The organism is Pedobacter frigoris (genome assembly GCF_005116445.1).
GTDB lineage: Bacteria > Bacteroidota > Bacteroidia > Sphingobacteriales > Sphingobacteriaceae > Pedobacter > Pedobacter frigoris.
In genome coordinates, this window is record NZ_SWBQ01000004.1 from 194,530 (window position 1) to 212,430 (window position 17,901).

General features: G+C 39.2%; 19 protein-coding genes. 16 read left to right on the forward strand and 3 right to left on the reverse strand.

From position 1 onward, the window contains the following. The first annotated feature begins 10 nt into the window (after positions 1-10). From FA047_RS14650 to FA047_RS14675, 6 genes are read left to right on the forward strand one after another with little or no spacing between them, the layout of a single operon-like run. Positions 11-1,549 (forward strand): sensor histidine kinase, encoded by a 1,539-nt coding sequence (locus FA047_RS14650; protein ID WP_169304417.1) that lies wholly within the window; start codon positions 11-13, stop codon positions 1,547-1,549. A 7-nt stretch (positions 1,550-1,556) separates the two neighbouring features. Next, positions 1,557-3,014 carry a hybrid sensor histidine kinase/response regulator gene (locus FA047_RS14655; RefSeq protein ID WP_136836827.1) on the forward strand — a complete coding sequence of 486 codons (1,458 nt, stop codon included), beginning with the start codon at positions 1,557-1,559 and terminating at the stop codon, positions 3,012-3,014. A 12-nt stretch (positions 3,015-3,026) separates the two neighbouring features. Beyond that, on the forward strand, positions 3,027-4,079 hold the full coding sequence (locus tag FA047_RS14660) for an AI-2E family transporter (protein ID WP_136836828.1): 1,053 nt from the start codon (positions 3,027-3,029) through the stop codon (positions 4,077-4,079). Positions 4,080-4,131: 52 nt separating this feature from the next. After that, a complete protein-coding gene (locus tag FA047_RS14665) occupies positions 4,132-4,398 on the forward strand; it encodes a YtxH domain-containing protein (protein WP_136836829.1) in 267 nt (88 codons plus the stop codon). Between the two features lie 23 nt (positions 4,399-4,421). Next, on the forward strand, positions 4,422-4,805 hold the full coding sequence (locus FA047_RS14670) for a phage holin family protein (protein ID WP_136836830.1): 384 nt from the start codon (positions 4,422-4,424) through the stop codon (positions 4,803-4,805). Further along, a complete protein-coding gene (locus FA047_RS14675; protein ID WP_225872746.1) occupies positions 4,783-5,232 on the forward strand; it encodes a hypothetical protein in 450 nt (149 codons plus the stop codon). Before FA047_RS14670 ends, FA047_RS14675 begins: the two co-directional genes overlap by 23 nt. Positions 5,233-5,282: 50 nt before the next feature. Here the strand turns inward: FA047_RS14675 and aspS are convergent, their stop codons facing one another. Then, complete coding sequence (gene aspS, locus FA047_RS14680; RefSeq protein ID WP_136836831.1) at positions 5,283-7,028, reverse strand: aspartate--tRNA ligase; 1,746 nt, start codon at positions 7,026-7,028, stop codon at positions 5,283-5,285. 146 nt (positions 7,029-7,174) lie between these two features. Here aspS and FA047_RS14685 point away from each other — a divergent pair, with 146 nt between their 5' ends. The 7 genes from FA047_RS14685 to FA047_RS14715 all read left to right on the forward strand — a co-directional run bounded on the left by FA047_RS14685 (position 7,175) and on the right by FA047_RS14715 (position 13,318). After that, on the forward strand, positions 7,175-7,729 hold the full coding sequence (locus FA047_RS14685) for an RNA polymerase sigma factor (protein ID WP_136836832.1): 555 nt from the start codon (positions 7,175-7,177) through the stop codon (positions 7,727-7,729). Then, positions 7,726-8,262 carry a hypothetical protein gene (locus FA047_RS14690; RefSeq protein WP_136836833.1) on the forward strand — a complete coding sequence of 179 codons (537 nt, stop codon included), beginning with the start codon at positions 7,726-7,728 and terminating at the stop codon, positions 8,260-8,262. Before FA047_RS14685 ends, FA047_RS14690 begins: the two co-directional genes overlap by 4 nt. Beyond that, positions 8,259-9,521, forward strand: a complete 1,263-nt coding sequence (locus FA047_RS14695; RefSeq protein ID WP_136836834.1) for a hypothetical protein — start codon at positions 8,259-8,261, stop codon at positions 9,519-9,521. Before FA047_RS14690 ends, FA047_RS14695 begins: the two co-directional genes overlap by 4 nt. Positions 9,522-9,603: 82 nt before the next feature. Beyond that, positions 9,604-10,395, forward strand: a complete 792-nt coding sequence (locus FA047_RS14700) for a TerC family protein (protein ID WP_136836835.1) — start codon at positions 9,604-9,606, stop codon at positions 10,393-10,395. Between the two features lie 11 nt (positions 10,396-10,406). Beyond that, positions 10,407-11,462, forward strand: a complete 1,056-nt coding sequence (locus FA047_RS14705; RefSeq protein ID WP_136836836.1) for a nucleoid-associated protein — start codon at positions 10,407-10,409, stop codon at positions 11,460-11,462. A gap of 76 nt (positions 11,463-11,538) precedes the next feature. Continuing rightward, positions 11,539-13,065, forward strand: coding sequence for an MFS transporter (locus FA047_RS14710; RefSeq protein ID WP_136836837.1), 1,527 nt, complete (start codon positions 11,539-11,541; stop codon positions 13,063-13,065). 13 nt (positions 13,066-13,078) lie between these two features. Continuing rightward, on the forward strand, positions 13,079-13,318 hold the full coding sequence (locus FA047_RS14715) for a DUF6814 family protein (protein ID WP_136836838.1): 240 nt from the start codon (positions 13,079-13,081) through the stop codon (positions 13,316-13,318). A gap of 66 nt (positions 13,319-13,384) precedes the next feature. On the opposite strand, the gene FA047_RS14720 is transcribed toward FA047_RS14715, so the two are convergent. Further along, positions 13,385-14,569, reverse strand: a complete 1,185-nt coding sequence (locus tag FA047_RS14720; RefSeq protein ID WP_136836839.1) for a class I SAM-dependent rRNA methyltransferase — start codon at positions 14,567-14,569, stop codon at positions 13,385-13,387. 183 nt (positions 14,570-14,752) lie between these two features. Here FA047_RS14720 and FA047_RS14725 point away from each other — a divergent pair, with 183 nt between their 5' ends. The 3 genes from FA047_RS14725 to FA047_RS14735 all read left to right on the forward strand — a co-directional run bounded on the left by FA047_RS14725 (position 14,753) and on the right by FA047_RS14735 (position 16,877). Further along, positions 14,753-15,226: a nucleoside deaminase gene (locus tag FA047_RS14725; RefSeq protein WP_136836840.1), complete on the forward strand. Its 474-nt coding sequence runs from the start codon at positions 14,753-14,755 to the stop codon at positions 15,224-15,226. Positions 15,227-15,343: 117 nt separating this feature from the next. After that, positions 15,344-15,949, forward strand: a complete 606-nt coding sequence (locus FA047_RS14730; protein WP_136836841.1) for a superoxide dismutase — start codon at positions 15,344-15,346, stop codon at positions 15,947-15,949. 181 nt (positions 15,950-16,130) lie between these two features. Beyond that, on the forward strand, positions 16,131-16,877 hold the full coding sequence (locus FA047_RS14735; protein ID WP_136836842.1) for an outer membrane beta-barrel protein: 747 nt from the start codon (positions 16,131-16,133) through the stop codon (positions 16,875-16,877). Positions 16,878-16,966: 89 nt separating this feature from the next. On the opposite strand, the gene FA047_RS14740 is transcribed toward FA047_RS14735, so the two are convergent. Further along, the gene (locus tag FA047_RS14740; RefSeq protein WP_136836843.1) at positions 16,967-17,899 is read right to left on the reverse strand and encodes a hydrogen peroxide-inducible genes activator; all 933 of its coding nucleotides are present in this window, start codon (positions 17,897-17,899) and stop codon (positions 16,967-16,969) included. Positions 17,900-17,901: the final 2 nt, after the last annotated feature.

The window sequence follows — 17,901 nt, forward strand, 5'->3', positions numbered from 1 at the left end:
AAAAAACATAGTGGAGGATTTACAAAACAAGAACAATTCCTTAATCCTGAGAGATGAGCATTTTGCATTAATAGAATTAATTTCCCATCTCGGTAGTTGGGAAATATTCATTGACCAAAAAACTGTCAGCTGGTCTGATGAGTTGTATAAGATATATGGGATTGAAGATCTAAGCCTTGTTCCCGATGAGATCATAAGCGAACAGATTATTGCTCCTGAATACCGGCAAAAAGTGGTTAAAGAGCTGAATTTTGCTATAACCAATAAAACAACTTTTGCTGTTGAGTATCAAATCATCCAGCCTTCCGGAATACGAAAATATGTACTGGGACAAGGGAGGTATATTGAAAAGGAGAATAAGCTTATTGGTACCGTACAAGACATAACAGAACTTAAGCAGGCGGTATTGAAACTAAAAATAAATGAATCTCTATTGCGGGAGGCTGAAATAGTTTCTCATAGTGGTAGTTGGGAATGGCTTGATGATAAGGAGTTTTTACTGTGGTCCGATGAAATGTATAACATTCATGGATTTCTACCTCATTCTGTTTTCGTAAACGATATATTTTATCAAACACTGATTCATGAAGATGATTTGAGCCGTGTGTTAACTGAATTTAAACAAGCGAGAGCAACAAGGGCCTCATTTAAAATAAATTATCGGATAGTAAGGCCCTCTGGCGAAATAAGACATGTATTGTCTGCAGCGGAATATAAGCGAATTGGATTGAACGACAATTATGCTTACGTTGGCAACACTCAGGATGTGACCGAATTAAGAGAAGCTCAGGTCTTGTTAGAAGAGAAGATGTTGGCGCTTAATCGCTCCAATGAAGATCTGGAACAGTTCGCCTATGTTGCTTCACACGATTTGCAAGAGCCGCTCAGAAAAATCCAGGCGTTTGGAGAACGGTTAAAGAATCAATTTTCCAAAGATCTGGAGCCAGAAGCAATAGATTATATTGATCGAATGCGTAAGGCCGCCGAAAGAATGCGGGCATTAATTGAAGATTTACTCGCTTTCTCTAAGGCAACAAGGGATAAAAGAAATTTTGTAAAGATTGGCCTCAAAACAGTTGTCGAAAAAACGCTCAAGGAACTCGATTTCATCATAGATTCAAAGGATGCTCAGGTTGAAGTATTGCTTGAACACGAGGTATTCGGTATTGAAAGTCAGCTCATACAATTGTTCCAGAATCTAATAGCTAATTCGCTGAAATTTACAGAACCAGGCGTAGCTCCTAAAATACAGATTACCGGAGCTTATTTAACCGGAAGTGAAATTAATCGCGTGGAATGCAATCAAAATCAAAATTATTGTGTTGTTGAAGTAACAGATAATGGCATCGGGTTCGATGAAGAAGACGCAGATGAAATATTTGATATTTTTCATCGCCTCCATTCAAGAGCGGCATATGAAGGAACAGGAATAGGATTGGCAATTTGTAAAAAAATTGCAGATAACCATTCCGGATTTATTTTCGCAGAGGGAATGCGGAATCAAGGGGCAACTTTTAAAGTAATATTGCCCGTAAAACAAACGAATTAATTGAAGCATGAAGCAAGTAAGAGTACTTTTAATCGATGACGACGAGGATGATTATATCCTGACAAAGGGCATATTTAATCATATTTCTGAAAGATATACCCTTGCCTGGGTCGACAATTATGATAAGGGGATTAGTGCAATTAACAAAAAACAGTTTGATGTTTATCTTGTAGACTACAGACTTGGTAAAGGAACAGGTATTGACTTGCTTGAAGAGGCTATTAATTCCGGCTGTGAGCAACCAATCATTATGCTTACAGGAAAGGGAGACATCACGATAGATGAACAAGCAATGAACATTGGGGCTGCAGACTATTTGGTAAAAGATGAGATCGAACCGCCTTTGCTAGACCGCAGTATCAGGTACTCCATTAAGCAGGCTGGAATTTTGAAGGCGCTAAAAGATAGTGAACGCAAATACAGAGCGATTTTTGAGCAAGCAAATGATCCGATACTAGTGTCTGATTGTTTAGGCACAATACATGATATAAATAGCAGCGGACTCAAGTTTTTCGGTTATGAGCGCAGCGAGTTTATTAACCTGAAAGATGCTGCAATTTTTAATAATGCGATGGAAAGAGAGCGTTTTAAGGAAATGCTTGAGGCCAACGGTTCCCTGAGTGATTTCGAATGTGAACTGGTTTCAGAGGATGGAACGGTCTATTATTGCAGCTTGTCTTCTTTTATACAAATGGACCTGGTTAATGTATCTGAAGTTTACCATACTATAATCCGGGACTTGAGCTATCGGAGACATATAGAAGAAAAATCTGTCAGCTTGGGCAAAATGTATATTTCTGAGCATATTGCAAAAGGATTAGGTGAAGAAATACGTGACCCACTTTCTACAATTAACCTTGCCTTAGATGAACTTTCAGCTGAAAGTGCAATAGCGAATAACGAGTCCGTTCAAGCTTATCTTGAGATTATAAAAGGGAATTGCGATCGGGTTACTCAGTTAATCCAGAATTTTATTTCCAGTACAGAAACAAAGAATTTAAACCTTCAGCGTCATCAAATGAAGGAAGTTATAGAAGAATCAGTTGCCGATCTGGAGGATTTGATTCTTGGGCATAATATAGAGTTGACAACAACACTTTTGCATTTGGACAAAAAGGTGTTATTGGATAAGCCTAAGATCAAAGAGGCATTGAAAAGCATTATAAAAAATGCAGTAGAAGCGATGCAGAGTTATCCGAAAAAAATACATATTACTTGTAGGGTAAATGATGATATGTATGAAATTGGAGTGGAAGATAACGGTATAGGAGTTGATCCGCCAAATCAGCACAAAATATTCGAACCTTTTTTCACAACAAAAAAACGTGCGAATGGTTTAGGTTTAACGCATGCACAACGTGTGCTGACAACGCATAATGGTAGCTTAGAACTAAAAAGCATTCCGGAAGGCAGTTTGTTTTTGATACACATACCCATATATCACGAAGGAGCTCTATGGTTTTAAAAGACGGTTGTCATGTCATTATTTACATATAAACAAAGGAACAATATTAATTTATTGATTATAATAGTGTTAGGCTGTTTAATCACATATTCATTACTCGGGATCTTTAGTTCAATACTTAGCACACTTGTGCTGTATACAATACTTCGTCCGGCTTATCTTTATATGACAGATGTGAAAAAGATCAACAGGAGATTCTCTGCGCTATTGTTGCTTTTTGTTTCCATTGTTGTTATCATTTTGCCGTTCTATGCCTTAAGTAGTATGGTAATCAACAAAATAGCAGAATTACAAAGTGACCCTTCTTACTTTAAAAATATGCTTTTTAAACTCAAGCACTTAATTCCAATAGGAGGCGATTTGCAAAATATCGTAGAAGACGGATTAAAAAAGGCGGGAGTATGGGCTACGGAACTTTTTCCTTCGCTGATTTCTGGGGCATTTAATATTGTTTTAGGGCTGCTGATCATGTATTTTTTACTCTACTTTATGCTGGTCGAGATGGAACGATTCGAAGCAGCGTTAGTAAAATATGCACCTTTCAGATCGCAAAATGCGGTGCGTTTTGCAGAAGAGATGAGAAATACTACATACGCCAATGTCGTTGGTCAGGGTTTTATAGCTTTGGTTCAGGGTTCTCTGCTGGGCTTGTCTTTTTATGTGTTGGGTTATGCAGATCCGGTCTTTTGGGGAGTTATTACAACTTTTATATGTTTTGTGCCTGTATTGGGGCCTCCGGTAATATTTGCACCTGCGGCATTGATGCAAATAGCAAACGGAAATAATTTTGAAGGCTGGGCAATGTTGATTTTTGGATTTGTGGTCATCATTAATATAGATAATGTGCTGCGGCTTATGATTGCAAAGCGGGTCGGAAATATTCATCCCATTATAACTGTAATTGGCGTAGTTATTGGTATACCCTTATTTGGAATTTTAGGGTTAGTATTTGGCCCTTTGTTATTATCCTATTTCGTATTATTGATTAAAATATACGAAACAAGCGCTATGGCCTCGGAAAGATTGGAGAGAATTAAAACAATTTCAGACCAAGGTGAGTTATAGTGATACAGGTTGTTGGTGGAAACTAATTATTAAAATATAAAATTTAAATGTCATGAACGATAATTCAAAAGTATTAGTAGGTCTTCTGGCCGGTTTAGCTGCAGGTGCGGCATTAGGTTTGTTATTTGCTCCTGAGAAAGGAAGCGAGACTAGGGATAAGTTAAGCCAGTCACTAAAAGATCTTGGAGATTCAATTAAAGACAAAGCAGCGGATGAAATAAACAATCTTGCCAGTTTAAGAGACAAGGTAGTGGATTCTGTAAAAAGCAAGCTTCGCCAAACAGAAGAAGAATTTGTAGATGATGTTGAACACGCTTAATAACTTGTTTAAACTATAACGTAATGCAGGAAGAGAATAAAGAAAAGGGTATTGAAGACCTATATGAAGATGCGAAAGGTTACCTGGATACCAAGGTTGAATATACCCGGCTGTATCTGGTTGAAAAAGTATCTAAAATATTTGCCGATATTGTTACCAATGCAGCGGTAGCAATGTGCTTTATTCTGGCTTTCCTTTTTGGTACATTTACCTTAGCACTTTTTTTATCCGACGTGCTGGGGAGTTATACCAGAGGATTTGGGTGCGTGGCTGTTATTTATATCCTTTTAGCACTTATAGTATATTATACGAAAGAGAAGTATATAGAGAAAGCGATAATTAACTTCACTATCAAGAACTATTTTAACAAATTAGCGGATAAGGATGATGAAGAACAAAAGATATAATATTAAAAATCTTGAAGAACTGCATGCAAGGGTCTGCAGTTTAAAGGCTGAGAATGAGCTGCAGGGAGCGGCTTTAGTTAAAGACACTAAAGCATATCTTAAGCAGTTTACATTTGGAAGCCTTATTAAAAAATACGCAACTCCTTCTGCTTTTTTAAAAATAGATGATAAGCTAAATATTAGCAGCAGTGTGATGTCCCTTGCGCTTCCGCTGTTGATGAATAGCACGCTTTTTAGAGGCTCAGGGATTATAACCAAGGCATTGGTAGGGTTGGCCTCAGGAAAAGTTGGTAAGGCTCTTGACGGAGAACATTTGTCCGCTATTTTCAATTCCGTTAAATCCTGGTTTGGAAAAGGAAAAAAGAAACAGGAAAAAGGCGAGGGCTATGTAGATTATGGAATTCCTCCCGACAGCGAAACCTATTAAAACAAAAACGGCCATCTAATCAGACGGCCGTTTTTGTTGGTGCTTATTATTTAAACGGTCGTCTTTATTTTTAGCTCCAATAATTGTTTGTCATCAATAGTTGAAGGGCTATCAATCATTACGTCACGTCCTGAATTGTTTTTTGGGAATGCGATAACATCGCGAATGCTATCCAAACCGGCAAAAATTGAACACAGTCGGTCAAACCCAAATGCAATACCGCCATGTGGAGGCGCACCAAACTCAAAGGCATCCATTAAGAATCCAAACTGTTTTTGAGCTTCTTCAGGAGAGAATCCGAGATGTTTAAACATCAGTGCCTGCAAGGTCCTGTCATGTATACGAATTGAACCGCCACCTATTTCAGTGCCGTTTACGACCATGTCATAAGCGTTAGCTCTTACTTCACCCGGTTTTGTATCCAGTAAGTCGATGTCTTCTGGTTTTGGAGAAGTAAAAGGATGATGCATTGCATGATAGCGTTCCGTTTCTTCATCCCATTCTAATAAAGGGAAATCAAGTACCCAAAGTGCGCTGAAAGTGTTTTTATCACGCAGTCCTAAGCGGGAGCCCATTTCCAGGCGTAGTTCACTTAGTTGTTTGCGGACTTTATCCTGTAGTCCGGCCATAATGAGGACCAAATCTCCAGGAACGGTATTAAGCGCATTAGACCATTTTTTTAATTCATCTTCATCGTAGAATTTATCTACAGATGATTTTAAAGAGCCATCTTCATTATGTCTTAAGTAAATCAAGCCAGTTGCTCCAATCTGGGGGCGTTTAATGAAGGCTGTCAGCTCATCAATCTGTTTACGGGTATAGCCCGCACAACCTTTAGCATTTATGCCAATTACAAGTTCAGCATTATCAAAAACAGGGAAATCTTTACCCTTAACAATATCGTTGAGCTCCACAAATTGCATTTCAAAGCGAGTATCAGGTTTATCTGATCCATACAAGCGCATTGCGTCGGCATATTGCATTCTTGGAACTTCTGGCAGGTCGATTCCCTTAATGTCTTTAAATAAAGTATGGATTAATCCTTCAAAAGTATTTAATATATCTTCCTGCTCAATAAAAGACATTTCACAATCTATCTGAGTAAACTCAGGTTGCCTATCCGCGCGTAAATCTTCGTCTCTAAAGCATTTTACAATTTGGAAATACCTATCGAACCCTGAGACCATTAATAATTGTTTAAAGGTTTGAGGAGATTGAGGAAGTGCATAAAATTCACCAGCATTCATCCTGCTTGGTACAACAAAGTCACGCGCACCTTCAGGAGTGGATTTGATCAATATAGGTGTTTCTACTTCTATGAAGTCCAGCCCATCAAGGTATCTGCGTACAGCCTGCGCCATTCTATGACGTAAAACCATATTATTACGTACCGGGTTCCTGCGTAAGTCCAGATAGCGGTATTTCATTCGGAGATCATCTCCGCCATCAGTTTCATCATCTATTAAAAAAGGAGGAAGCTTTGCTGCATTTAGTATTTCGAGGGCAGTGATCTTTATTTCAACCTCCCCTGTCGGCATTTTCAAGTTTTTATTAGAGCGTTCTACTACAAGACCAGAAGCCTTAATTACGAATTCCCTACCCAAATTACGCGCTGCTTCACATAGTTCACGGTTATCATCCATATTGAAAACCAATTGAGTAATTCCATACCTGTCGCGGATGTCAATAAATGTCATCCCTCCTAAATCTCTTGATTTTTGTACCCAACCGCATAGGATTACGTTTTCTCCCAGGTTCTTAATGGTTAAAGCGCCGCAAGTAGTTGTTCTTAGCATTATTAAAATAATTAAGCGGCAAAAATATTGATTTTGAACCACATATTTCAACCTGAGGTGATTTTACTTGGGATATTAAAAAATTATTAAAGGCTGATGCAACGTTTCAATTATTACATTGTCATATAGACTGAATAAGAAAGACATTGGAAGCCGTATACATAGACAAACACGTCAGCTTGGTAGATGAATGCCGAAAGGGCAATCGAAAGGCACAATTTGAAATCTACAAATTGTATGCTAAAGCAATGTATAATGCAGCCCTAAGGATTGTGAGTGATGAGGCAGAGGCGGAGGATATACTGCAGGAAGCATTTTTAGATGCCTTTATAAGGATAGACAGTTTCAGGGCTGAAACCACCTTTGGTCTATGGCTTAAACAGATTGTAATTAATAAATCAATAAACCACCTCAGGACACGTAAGGCTGAATTTGTAAGCCTTGAGACAATAGATATTGCCGAAGAAAATATAGAACATAATAAAGAAGATCTGGAGTTTAAAGTAACACAAGTTAGAGATGCCATGTCGAAGCTTCCTGATGGATATAGAGTAGTTCTGACTTTGTATTTATTTGAAGGGTATGATCATGAAGAGATAGCTCACATTTTAAAAATATCCGAAAATACCTCGCGTTCTCAATACCTGAGGGCAAAAATTAAATTGAACAGCTTATTAGAAAAAGAAAGGAGCATGAGATGAGCAAAAAAATAGAAGAGTACGTTAAGGAAAATAAAAAGGCATTTGACATTGGGGTGCCTTCTGAAGATCTCTGGTGTAAGATCGAGGTGGGTCTAAATGAAAGGGAGTCGGGAAAGAAAAAAAAACGCTTAGGATTGCCGTTTTGGTTAGGTGCTGCGGCGTCCCTGCTTGCGGGAATGACTTTTGTTTTTATGTATACTTATTTTAATCGTAAAAAAGAGGTTGAGATAGCAGATGTTAATCCTGGTTATGCTAAAAAGGAAATGAAGTTTGCAAGCCTTATTGAAGAAAAGAAGGACAGCTTGCAGATTTACGCGAAGGATAATCCTGATCTCTATAATAAGTTTAGCAATGATTTGCTTGAACTGAATAAGGACTACATCAATTTAAAAATGGAACTGCAGCATAGTCCGGATCAAAAGCTTGTTGTGCAGGCAATGGTGAGGAATCTTGAAATACAATTGCAGATCATTAATCAGCAATTGTCGGTAATCAGCCAGGTGAACGCGTATAAAAAAGAAAATCAGATATGAAAAAGTTGTTGAAAGTGATGTTCGTCGCGATGCTGATGGTTAGTCTGGCAAATGCACAATCGATTACCACATTGAGTTTTCCTTCGCAGGATCAGGTAGCAATAGTAGCTCATCAGGCAATTGATCTGCAAAATCCCGTGGCTATTTTAAATCAAATCGAAGAGGGGGATCCGATAAAGTCAAAGAAAATAAGTAAGTCTTTTCCCGTGAGTAATGCCGATCGGGTCGTTTTGAATAATCAATATGGTACAATGGAAATCAAGACCTGGACTAAGAAAGAAGTAAAAATTGACGTAGATATTAAGGTTTATGGCGGTAGTGCATCCGAAGCTCAGGAGTTGATGGATATGGTTGCTATTGATATGGTTAAGCGAAATGGTGAGGTGATTCTGGATACGAAACTTACAAATGGCAATGGTAAGAATAGCAAAAAATGGAGAACTGAAGTTAAGATCAATTACCTTGTGTATATGCCGGAAGGTAATAATCTTGATTTAAGCCACGACTATGGAAATGTAACTATTGGTGATTTATCGGGGGCGCTTGATGCCACGATCCAGTATGGAAATTTTACAGCCGGAAATCTAAAGAACACAAAAAATAACATTTCAATAAACTATGGACGGTCAACAATAGCCAGCATTAACAAGGCCGAAATTGTGCAGCAATATGGTGCGGGAATAGCTATAGGGACGGTGGAAACGTTAGATCTCGATGCGTCTTATGCGGCTGTTCAGATTAGCAATATCACGGAAAAAGGTACCATTGTACAGCAATACGGGTCGGGTCTTACCATTGGCACTGTTAAGCATCTGGATTTAGATGCCTCATACGCTGCTGTAAACATAGGAGCGATTACAGGGCTTGCCAAAATAGTCCAGCAATACAGCAATTTAAGTATTAATACGGCAAACACGATTAATGCAGATGCTCAGTACGCGAACATTACAATTGGGAGTTTGAAGGGTAATGGCTCCTTTTCAATGCAATACAATGCGCTGACTATAGGCAATGTGGCTAGCGCATGTAAGTCGCTCGACATTGATGGAGCTTATCTTAAAACAGCATTAAAGTTTAACGAGGGATACAATGGAATACTGGATATTGAAACCTCAAATACGTCATTCAAATCCGGGAGTAGAGTTCTGGTAAAATCAAGTGGAGATGCACAGAGCAAAGTGTATTCAGGAAAAATCGGTTCAGGAGGAAACGCCAGGTTAAAAATCTCCTCTTCTTACGGGTCAATAGCTATTAATTAGAATTTAAACCAAATGTGACCAAGCTTGTTGATGAATTCAGCAAGCTTTTTTTATATCTTAGCGGCAACATAAATTTTACCATATGGAATTCTTAAGCAGTCCTGAAGCCTGGATATCGCTCTTAACCTTAACCATTCTGGAGATTGTCCTGGGCATAGACAATATTATTTTTATTTCAATCCTTTCAGGTAAACTTCCTGAACATCAGCAGAAAAAGGGACGTCAAGTCGGGTTGGCCCTGGCTATGATCACCAGAATTTTATTGTTGCTTTCACTAACATGGGTAATGACTTTAACCACCCCATTATTTAATATTGGTTCGTGGTTCGGAGTGAGCAGTCCCGAATGGCTGGACAAGCTGGCTATCTCAGGGAGGGATATGATCCTGATCGTTGGAGGATTGTTCCTTATCTATAAAAGCACCCATGAAATACATGATAAACTGGAGAGTGAAGAAGAAAAAGAGCAAAAAGGTAAAGTGTATTCTTTTTCAGGAGTGATCGTTCAGATCTTGCTGTTGGATATTGTTTTCTCGCTAGATTCGGTTATCACAGCGGTCGGTATGGCCGAGCATGTTGAAATCATGATCGCTGCAGTCGTTATCGCTGTAATCATCATGATGGTTTCCGCTAGTGCCATCAGTAATTTTGTAAACAACCACCCAACAGTAAAAATGCTTGCGTTGTCATTTTTGCTGCTAATTGGCGTGTCTTTATTGGCAGAAGGCCTTGATCAGCATATTCCTAAGGGGTACATCTATTTTGCTATGGCATTCTCGATCCTTGTTGAGATGCTGAATTTGAAGATGAAAAAAAATGCTAAAAAACCGCTTGAGCTGAGAAATACTCCGCGCGAAGAGCAAACTGAAAAATAGCCCCCTTTTAAATGATTTCTTTTTTTGAAGCCTCCCTGGCAGAGCTTTCCATACATAGAATTGGAAATAAATCCCAGGATGAATTTTATGTGTTGTCCGAACAGTCGGTAGGCATTCAAGACAATATGCTTAGTAATTTATTGCAGCAGTACTTTCTTGGACCTTATGAAAAAGTAAACGAAGTCTATCGTTTTTTTCATCCAAATTCAGACTTAAACCTTAATGAAGTATACCATTTTGCTGCCGAAATATTTGCCGATGGAGGGAAATTCCACGCAAACAGTAAAGAATTGGCAAAATACCTGTACGATGTTTCAGGTCATCCGAAAATAAAATCAGGGGAGCTGTACCTGGCTTATTTCGAAAATGTACAGATTGAAGGAGAACTTCACGATGCAATAGGGATTTTTAAATCTGAGACTAAAGAAACTTATTTAAAAGTATATCCTGAAAACAGCGGGTTTGCCTTAAGTTATGAGAAAGATGCTATTAACATCAATAAACTGGATAAAGGTTGCCTGATCTTTAATACAGATAAAGAAGAAGGATTTCGTGTTGCTGTTATTGATCACACCAACAGAAGTTCAGAAGCGGTTTACTGGAAAGATGAGTTCCTGAAACTGAAGATCAGGAATGACAATTTCAATCAGACCAACAATGTGCTGGGTGTTTATAAGAATTTTGTGACAGAAAAACTTGATCAGGATTTCGAGATATCTAAAGCAGATAAAATCGACTTGTTGAATAAGTCAATGAAGTACTTCAAAGAAAAGGAAAGCTTTGACCTTGATGAGTTTTCAAATGAGGTTATTGGGAATGCAGAAGGGATTGAGTCATTTAAAAACTACAAAAAAAACTATGAGGAGGAATTCGATGCGCCCATTCCAGATAGTTTTGATATTTCGGGAGCAGCTGTAAAAAAGCAGGCGCGTGTCTTTAAAAGTGTACTCAAACTTGATAAAAACTTCCACATTTATATTCATGGTGATAAAGAGTTAATAGAGAAAGGATTTGATGACGATAAGTTCATGAATTATTACAAAGTTTATTTTAAAGAAGAAGAATAACTTTTAAGATTTCCGTAGCTTAGAATTGAGAATAAATTGTAGCTTTAAAAGTAAGCCAGATATTCTAATTCCGTGTATGAGCCAGGAACCACAAAAAACCAGTATCTTTAAAGTAATAGGCGCCTCCTCTTTGGGAACGCTGATTGAATGGTATGATTTCTATATTTTCGGGAGTTTAGCGACCATCATAGGGGCTCAGCTTTTTCCTGCTGACGCAGGTGCTTCCGCTTTAATCAATACACTGGCTATATTTGCTGCTGGATTTATAGTTCGTCCTTTTGGAGCCCTTGTTTTTGGAAGATTGGGGGACCTTATTGGCCGGAAATATACTTTTCTTCTGACATTGGTTTTAATGGGCGGATCTACTTTTCTCATCGGTCTTATTCCTTCGTATTCCAGCATCGGTTATGCCGCACCTATTTTGGTGCTGATTCTTCGATTGGTACAGGGGCTTGCGCTCGGAGGTGAATATGGCGGCGCGGCCACTTATGTTGCAGAACATGCACCTGATAATAAAAGAGGATTTTTTACCAGTTGGATACAGACCACTGCAACAGGAGGATTGTTCCTCTCCCTGGGCATCATAGTGCTTACCAAAAACATTATGGGAGCAGAAGATTTTGCAGACTGGGGCTGGAGAATTCCATTTTTGCTATCTATACTCCTTGTGGGCGTTTCCATTTATATAAGGATGAAGATGCATGAGTCTCCGATGTTTACTAAACTGAAGACAGAAGGCAATGTATCTAAAAACCCTTTAAAAGAAAGCTTCAGTCGCAAGGCTAACTTTAAAATGGTATTGCTTGCTTTATTTGGCGCTACGATGGGTCAGGGTGTGATCTGGTATACCGGTCAGTTCTATGCACAGTCTTTTCTGGAAAACACATGTAAACTCGACTTTAATGACTCGAGGTACATCCTGCTTTGGGGAATTGCTTTTGCTACGCCTTTTTTTGTCGTATTTGGTTCCTGGAGCGATAAAGTCGGCAGGAAGTGGATTATGCTTACGGGGATGTTGCTGGGAATTATCTTTTACAGGCCAATCTATCAGATTTTCCTGGATGATACCGATGTGAGCAAGGTGTCCACTGAACAGGTTTTGAAAAGTGAGCAGCCAGTGGTCAAACGGATATCTGCAGATGCTACAACTGATGTTTTATACACAACATCCACACGGATTACCCTGATAAGCGGGATGTCGTATACAAAAGTTCAAACGGCTACCAAATATGAAAGCGGTTCGCCGGATACGCTGGTAACTACCTATAAAGACAAGGTATTGGCTGCGCCGGTTTTCTGGAAATTCGTAGCCCTTATTTTTTTTCAGATTCTACTGGTGACAATGGTTTACGGACCGATAGCAGCATTTCTTGTAGAACTGTTTCCAACGAAGATCAGGTATACTTCTATGTCTCTCCCTTACCACGTAGGTAATGGTGTGTTTGGCGGGTTGGTGCCATTTATTGCAACTTTGATTGCAAGTTTTTCGGGGTCTACGCCGCTGTCCGGACTTTGGTATCCAATAGGCATTGCCGCATTAAGTTTCATTATAGGAGCAGTTTATTTGTCGAACAAAAAGCCTGACCACGGAGAGGTTGAATAATTAGAAGATTACTATGAACGTATTAAAGAAAGCACTCGGATTACTTTGGATCGTACTTGGTCCTACCTCTATCATATTTATGTTTATACAGGCATTTGAGAAGATTGGTTTAGCTCCCGAAGGAGTAGCCAAAACCAATACCGCTCTGCAATGGGGGATTATTCTATTTATTTTTATTCCCATTAGTACCGGCCTGGTCGTATTTGGATATTACGCCTTTAAAGGGGAATACGATAAACTGCCTGAAGACTAAAGGGCTCCGACATCCTGACGCTGAAATTATTTCAGTATAAAGAGACGTAATGTATGACGTGACGTATTACAGGACTCTTAAAAGTAACCCTTTTAAGTATTCTCCTTCCGGAAAAGAAATACGGATAGGATGATCTTCAGGCTGACTGAATTGTTTGATGATCTGGACTTCCCTACCTGCATCTAAAGCTGCCCAGGCAATGATCTGCTTAAATGTTTCCAGATCTACCGCTCCTGAACAGGAGAATGTAGCTAAAATCCCGCCGCTTTCCAACAGCAGCATCCCTAATCTGTTTAAGTCTTTATAGGCACGTGCAGCTCTATCTAAGGCGGCTCTTGACGGAGCGTATTTGGGTGGATCTAATATAACTACATCAAACTTTTTACCTTCTTCCTTAAAGGCCCTTAATTGTTTGTTTACATCTGATTGTATACTATTCTGTTTGTCTTTAGAGAAACCGTTCAGTTCCAGATTGTGCATGAGGGTTTCAATGGCGAGCGCCGAGCTGTCTACACTGGTCACATGAGTAGCGCCTTTGTTCAGGCTATTTAATGAAAACCCACCGCTATAGCAAAAGCAATCCAATACAGTTTTATCTTTCGTGTATTCAGCAAGAATTAGTCTGTTGTCGCGCTGATCGCAATAAAAGCCGGATTTTTGTCCGTCTGCTATATTGATATGGTAAGTAATGCCATTTTCTTTCACTTCGATGAATTCAGGAGGGACTTCTCCCCACAAAAGGCCTTGAACGGGTTCCAGGTTTTCATGTTTACGGGCGCCTCCATCACTCTTGTCAAAGATACCTTTAGGGTTCAATTGATCCCTAAGAATTGTGATGATGTCTTCTTGTACGGCTTCTATTCCAGCACTCAGGACTTGCAGGGATAAAAAATCAGCATACTTGTCGACGATTAAGCCAGGTAAAAAATCAGCTTCACTAAATACCAGTCTGCAGGTATTTGTATTTTCATCCAGCACATGTGAACGGGAGGCGAGAGCTTTGCTAAGTTTTTCTTGATACCATTGTTTGTCGATGGTAATGTTTTCATCCCATTCCAGCAAGCGAAGTGCAACCCTAGATTGATCGTTATAATAAGCATAGGCAAGAAATTCTTTCTCTGCTGACTTTACTGTTACAACCTCGCCATTTTCAGGCTTTCCTTTAATCTTCTCAATTGCACCTGAAAAGATCCATGGATGGCGGAGTACTGCTGCTTTTTCTTTACCTTTTTTAAGTATTACATCAATCATACTGCAAAAGTAGCAGAAAATATAACGGCGGGCATATACGCCGTGCATAAAATTGTAATTTTACGATATGGAAGAGATAACCTGGAATGATTTTAAAAAGGTAGAGTTGCTTGGAGGGACAATCATAGCAGCATTCGATTACTCCGAATGGAAGTAAAATGATATAAATACTATCTTTGAGGCATGAGCTTTTACAATTTTTCAGAAGAAGAGAATCCTGCAGCAGAAGATGAGCATTACATGCGACTGGCCCTGCAGGAGGCACAGAAGGCGTATAATGCAGAAGAGATTCCCATTGGTGCTATTGTTGTTTGTAAGGGACGAATAGTCGGAAGGGGTTATAATTTGACCGAACAGTTGAATGATGTTACCGCTCATGCTGAAATGCAGGCTTTTACGGCTGCAGCGCAGACGCTTGGGGGAAAGTACCTAAAGGAATGTACTTTGTATGTTACCATAGAGCCGTGTGTAATGTGCGCAGGAGCTAGTTACTGGACACAAATCGGTAAGATCGTTTATGGTGCCGCAGAACCTAAACGAGGGTTCACAACCAAGGGCGCGCAATTACTTCATCCAAAGACGGTTTTAACGGGGGGTGTACTTGCAGAGGAATGCGGAGCATTAATGACTCGTTTTTTTATCGACAAAAGGGGTTAAACTTTACAAAGTAAAGAACAAAACTTAACCCCCGAATGTTATATTTGCCTTATAGAAGCGAGTGCAGATTATTTGTGCCGCAATAAAATAATTTTTTTTAAACTTAAATCATATAACATGGCTTTTGAATTACCTGCGTTACCATACGCAACAGATGCATTAGAACCGCATATCGATAAACAAACTATGGAAATTCACCATGGTAAACATCACCAGGCTTACGTAACCAACCTAAATAAAGCTTTAGAAGGCAAGCCTGAGGCGAGCCAAAGCATCGAAGAAATTGTTAAAAACATCTCTAAATTCCCACCTGCAGTAAGAAATAATGGCGGGGGTCACTATAATCACTCTTTGTTTTGGGAAGTTATAGGTCCAAATAATGGCGGAGAACCTAAAGGGGAACTTGCAGAAGCTATCAATAAAGCTTTTGGTTCATTTGCTGATTTCAAAACTAAGTTTGCTGAAGCAGGAGCAACCCGTTTTGGTTCTGGATGGGCTTGGCTAAGTGTTGGTGCTGACAAAAAATTAGTGGTTTCTTCAACTCCAAATCAAGACAATCCTTTAATGGACATCGCTGAAGTAAAAGGAACTCCAATTTTAGGTATGGATGTATGGGAGCATGCTTATTATTTAAAATATCAAAACAGACGCCCTGACTATATTTCTGCTTTCTGGAATGTGGTAAACTGGGATGCAGTAGCTGAGCGTTTCAAAAAAGCTTAAAACCAATATAAAGTAATAAAAAAGGCCCGGGATATTTAATTCTCGGGCTTTTTTTATTGCCAAATTTTAAAATATATCCCCTTTAGGGTAGACATAGGAATGACCATCTGTAACATAAATGTGCTGAGGATACTTAACAAATAATATTTCATAGATTAGTATACACACAAATGTAAACTTTATGAAATTCAAATCTATTTTAGGCATACTGCTCTTGTATGGGTTATATAGCCATGCTCAGCAGCCTTTTGAAAAAAAGGTGAAATTCGGCATCAAGGCTGGAATTAGCGGATCACTTTTTACAAGTACAGTTGATCCCTTCGGTCCAATTCAACGGAATCGTTTTAATGAGTTCAGGCGTTTTTTGAGGATGTCGGGATTTGGTGGGCTAACTGCAGATGCAACAGTCTCCAGGCGCGTCACTGTTGGTGCGGAAATACTCTATAACTCTCGCGGAATGGCATATCGGGAGAAGAATTATGATGTAGTCATCATTGATGAGGATGGGAATGAACAGCAGGCTTACAATGATTTCAACTACAACATCGATTATATAGAATTTCCGTTGACAGTAAACTATCTCTTTAATGAACTTTCATCAAATGTCTGGTTTGCCGGTTATGCAGGAATTGCACCGGCCGTGGCAGTCAACTATATTACTAAACTCAGGTATGAAAAATCTCCAGATGGAGGCAACAGGAGAAACTACAATGAAAAAACCACATTAGAGCATGTCAATCATTTTAACAATAGCTTACTGGCCGGCGTCAAAGTTGGGGAGAACAATACAGGCAGAACCAGCGTCTTTGCTGATTTCAGAACCAGTTATACATTGCTGCCAGTTTTTAACCGTTCATCGGCAGACAATGGCAATAATTTAGACACCAGAATGCTCACATTCTCAATAGGTTTAGGCGTTAAGTTTTAGCAGGCGGTTATAATAATGGCGTGTCAGAAGATTCAGCTGATACGCTATTGTTTGTAGCTTATGCTGCTATAGAAATATGGAAAGATTTTTCAGATGCCCACTATATCTTTTTTCTTTTTCTGCTTCATCGTCTTTGGAATGATAAGAAGGATTTCTTCTTTAAGGGCATTTAGCATTCTTTTCTTAATGAAGTTCTTATGTGTAGCAAGGCTGATTTCACGAACAGGCTCCGGAGACTTAAAGCTTCTCACTTTACTAAGCTGCTTATTGGTCAATTCGGCAAGCGCAAGCTCAGGAAGCAAAGTAGCCCCATTGTTGATATCGACCATGCGAATGAGGGTCTCCACACTTCCTGTATTATAAGTAAGTCCCTGAAGACGGTTGTTTTTTGTGGATCTGCAGATGTTCAGCACTTGCGCACGCATGCAGTGTCCTTCATTTAATAGCCATATGTTTTCATCTTCGAGGTCATTGGCATCTATCGTTTTCTTTTTAAATAATTTACTGTTTTTGCTGATATAGGTTACAAAGTTTTCATAATACAAAGGCATTTCCTCTATTGATGAATCTGCCAGAGGAGTAGCAAGAATGCCACAATCTAAAACACCCGTTTTCAGGTGGTGTATGATATCTTCTGTCGTATATTCCCATATCAGTAATTTCAGTTCCGGATATTTCTCCATCATTGCTGATATAACCCTTGGGAGAAGGTAAGGAGCTACAGTTGGGATTATGCCGACTTTGAGCTCGCCAACTACGTCCTGCTGCTGACTGTTGATGATCTCTTTGATCTTCTGACTCTCCTGTAAAACCAGTCTTGCCTGTTCAATAATCTGTGCGCCTATTTCTGTTGGAATAATAGGTTGTTTACTTCGGTCAAAAATTTTAACATTAAGCATTTCTTCCAGCTTTTGTACCTGCATACTGAGCGTAGGTTGTGTTACAAAACATTTTTGGGCAGCCCCGACAAAGCTTCGGTATGTGTCTACAGCAACGATATATTCCAGTTGTACAAGTGTCATAT